This window comes from Clostridium sp. UBA6640, from assembly GCF_002455975.1.
In the GTDB taxonomy this organism is placed as follows: Bacteria; Bacillota; Clostridia; order Clostridiales; family Clostridiaceae; genus Clostridium_J.
On the sequence record NZ_DKLM01000008.1, the window covers coordinates 1 to 3,828 of the forward strand.

3 protein-coding genes are annotated in these 3,828 nt (G+C 26.8%); all 3 read left to right on the plus strand.

All coding sequences use genetic code 11. The features are described 5' to 3' along the window. Positions 1 to 242 precede the first annotated feature (242 nt). Complete coding sequence (locus B2W91_RS00945) at positions 243 to 1,064, plus strand: undecaprenyl-diphosphate phosphatase (protein WP_291578382.1); 822 nt, start codon at positions 243 to 245, stop codon at positions 1,062 to 1,064. Between the two features lie 262 nt (positions 1,065 to 1,326). Beyond that, the gene (locus B2W91_RS00950; RefSeq protein WP_291578383.1) at positions 1,327 to 2,106 is read left to right on the plus strand and encodes a serine hydrolase; all 780 of its coding nucleotides are present in this window, start codon (positions 1,327 to 1,329) and stop codon (positions 2,104 to 2,106) included. A 145-nt stretch (positions 2,107 to 2,251) separates the two neighbouring features. Continuing rightward, positions 2,252 to 3,187, plus strand: coding sequence for a hypothetical protein (locus B2W91_RS00955; RefSeq protein WP_291578384.1), 936 nt, complete (start codon positions 2,252 to 2,254; stop codon positions 3,185 to 3,187). Positions 3,188 to 3,828 lie beyond the last annotated feature (641 nt).

Genomic DNA, 3,828 nt, shown 5'->3' on the forward strand with positions numbered 1-3,828 from the left:
CTATTTTGTATCATACTGCGTCATCAGAACTTCATGATAGCTTAGACTATCATGAAAACCTGTCTCCTTGTCTGATGCAAAATATATGACCATCTTTAACTAGCTATTTTATTTCATATGCCTAAAATATACTAACATCTTTGATCGATTATTTTCTTTCAGATACCTAAACAGTTAAAATAAAAAAGTTATCATAGTACAATATGCCCTGGAATAAAGTAAAATTGAAAGAGTGATGATTTATGAATTTAATATTACTATTAAAAGCAATTGTAATTGCTATTGTAGAGGGGATAACAGAATTTATTCCTGTATCTTCTACAGGACATATGATTATTGTTGGAGATTTAATAAATTTTAAAGGAAGTTTTGCAAATCTTTTTGAAGTTGTTATACAGTTAGGAGCGATACTTGCTATTGTAGTACTATATTGGGAAAAAATAATTTCCTCGATAAAAGGATTCTTTTCAGGTAAGCCTTGGGGAGTGAAGTTTTGGATTAATATATTTGTAGCTTGCATACCAGTAGGCATACTTGGATTTGCATTTGAAGATTTAATTGATAAATATTTGTTCAATTCATTAACTGTTGCTATGGGCTTATTAGTAGGGGGAATATTAATGCTAATAGCAGAAAAAAAATTCAAAAAGTCTTTAAAAACTATAGATGTAGATGATATTACTACTAAACAAGCTTTAAAAGTAGGAATATTTCAATGTTTAGCATTATGGCCTGGAATGTCAAGATCTTCATCAACTATTATTGGTGGTTGGGTAAGTGGGCTTTCTACAGTAGTGGCTACTGAATTTTCTTTTTTTCTAGCTATTCCAGCTATGGTAGGAGCTTCAGGAGTAAAATTAATTAAGTATGGAAATAATCTTGTATTAGGAGAAATACTTGCATTAACTGTAGGGTTTATAGTTGCATTTTTAGTATCTTTAGTAGTAGTGGATAGATTTATAAATTATCTAAAGAAAAAACCGATGAAAGTATTTGCTATATATAGAATCATGGTTGCACTATTTTTATTTGCACTAGTATTTATGAATATAATTTCAATATAGTAATAAAAGCGCTTAGTTTTAAGTGCTTTTATTATTTTTCTATTAGTCGCTTTTTTAAAGATTAAATAAAGCTTGAATATTATAAATTATGTCTATTTTTAAAGAAAAATAGACATAATTTATTTGAAAAAATTGCATTATATTTTAAATATACAATAAATTTAGAAAATACAGTCAATTAGTTGACATCAGAATATATAGAATATTATAATTAATGTAAGTTTATATGGTGTCTTAATGATGTGGTGCTTGGAGGAAATATATGAAAGAAATTAAACGTTATTTAGAGAGTAGAGACGGAATCTATAGTTTCTATTTTGAAGATTTAAAAAGCAGTTATACTTATGGATTAAATGAAAATGTACAAATGACAGCAGCAGGATGCATAAAAGTACCAATTGCAATGGCTTTAATGAAAGAAATTGAAAATAATACTTTTAACATTGACGATAAAGTTTCAATAACTAAAGATGATATGGTTAGTGGAAGATACAGTATAATTCATGAGTTTTCAGAAAAAGAGTATACAATTAAAGAGTTATTAATAGCAATGTTAATACAAAGTGATAATACAGCAGCCTGCAAGATAGTAAATTTAGTAGGAATGGATCGAATAAATGAGTTAATAAAAGATATGAAGCTTTATTTTACAGAACTTAGAAAGTATCCATCAGAAAATAAAATAGATGATGATAAAGAAAATGTTACTACTAGTGGTGATCTTTCAAAATGTTTGAAGCTTTTATCAAATAATAGCTATTTAAATGAAGAACATAGTAATCTTATATTAGAAACATTAAAGAAAAATCAAGTAAATACAGGAATACCATTTTATTTACCACATGAGTTACAATCAGCTACAGCAAATAAAATAGGAACCTTAAAATGCGTAGAGAATGACACCGCATTATTAAACTTACCAAAAGGAAATTTTGTTTTTACAGTTATGTCTAGTAATTTACCTAGCAATGTTTATGGCTTAGCTACTATATCAAGAATAGGTAAAATGATGTTCGATATGGTTGACCAGGATTGGCATTAATACAATAAATAGTATAAGAAGATTTTCTTATACTATTTTTATTGTATATTGAAAACCCTCTGCCATGCAGGTAAGTTCTGAAGAACTTTAGCGATAGAGCTTAAACTTGATAAGAATCTATATAAATATAAAGAGAGGATTAATAATGGGTAAAAATATAATTAAAAATATAGTAATACTAATTGTGCTTTTAATGTGTAGTAGCAAAATAGCGTATGCAGTAGAACTAATTAATAATAATTTAAGAAATGAAGAATTAAAGAAAATTAGCAAAGAATATTCACAAGAATGGACGAGGTTTTTAGATATTATTGAAAATGATGACATAACTTATGAAGATAAGTCAAAGGTTATTATGGGTTTACTTAGAAGTTGTGATGGGCAAGGTGGGCCTAAGACTTACTCATCAAAGGTTAATACTATATTAGCTCCCAAGCTTCCAAGTGATTATGATGAAGCAAAATTATTCCAGATATTAAAAGACCAAAATAGTATTATTAAAAATACAAACCCTATTGAAGTGACTGAGTTTATAAAAAGTTGGAGTTCTGGAAATGGTGAAAAACCTAGAAGATTTAATGATGATATAAGCAATTACTTAGAGGCATTATTCAAAGCCATCAATATAAATTTTCCCGATACTAAATTAAACCTTATTGATTTATTTCATGGACATATGGTAATAGATGAAAGCTACAGTAATGGAGATGTATTAATAATTTTTCATAGTAAAGAATATCCTAGTAACTTAGAAAAACAAAAAACAGACATTGCAATTAAAGAAGATTCTAAATTACAGCTATTTGATACCAAAAATGGAGTGTATAAAAAGAGAAATTATATATGGTCATTACGTAAAAATAAAATTTGGAGAATAGATACAAGTGAAGAAAGTGGCTTTTGTAATTTAGTGAAATCTCCTATATATGATTTTTGTCCAGAAGAAGTAATGGAAGCTAATGCTGCACAAGAGTCCTATTTAGGTAAGACAATATGTGATATAAATTATTTTATTGATTATAATGGAGCTGAAGTTAAACCTTTTGTAACACAAGGAGCAGGAACCCCTCAGTTTCCTTAAAATATATGGAGTAATGGGCTAAAAGACCGACAAATTATTATTGGCGGTTTTTGGATGTTTAAAATTAGGTAGGTTTTAGAATAGTATTGATAATATGACAATTTTTAATTAAACGTATAAGTAATATAAATAATCTAACTAGCAATGTTTATGTGCTAACTACCATATTAAGAGTAAATAAAATGATATTTGATTGATTAATAAGGATTAGAATTAATATAGTAAAGAATTGCGACCTGTCTTAAACAACCATAGAAAGTTAAATTATATAGGAATAAATTAAGAAAAATTTTATAAAAACTAATGAAAAAGCAAAATATAATATTGGAATAGCAACAACTTAATCTGGTGTATCAATATAAGAAATACAAAGAAATATAAAGAAAAAAGGAAAAAAAGCAATTTATTTGTTGAAAAATATAGTAATATTTTAGCAAAGATATATGTTTATTTGATAGAATAATCCTTGTCGCTAGGGAGCACATGAAACGAACTAAGCGATAAATTAAAACTTTTTAAATACAGTAAATTTAATTAATAAATAAAACTGTTGACAAGAAGTTATAATATTGATAAAATAGTAAGAGTCGTCAGGTGATGACGGTAAAAATTACTAAATAATTTGGTCTTTGAAAATTAAA

Excerpts from the sequence above, each read along its gene's own strand:
- B2W91_RS00945 (WP_291578382.1), top strand. The coding sequence starts at position 243 with ATGAATTTAATATTACTATTAAAAGCAATTGTAATTGCTATTGTAGAG.
- B2W91_RS00950 (WP_291578383.1), top strand. The coding sequence starts at position 1,327 with ATGAAAGAAATTAAACGTTATTTAGAGAGTAGAGACGGAATCTATAGT.
- B2W91_RS00955 (WP_291578384.1), top strand. The coding sequence starts at position 2,252 with ATGGGTAAAAATATAATTAAAAATATAGTAATACTAATTGTGCTTTTA.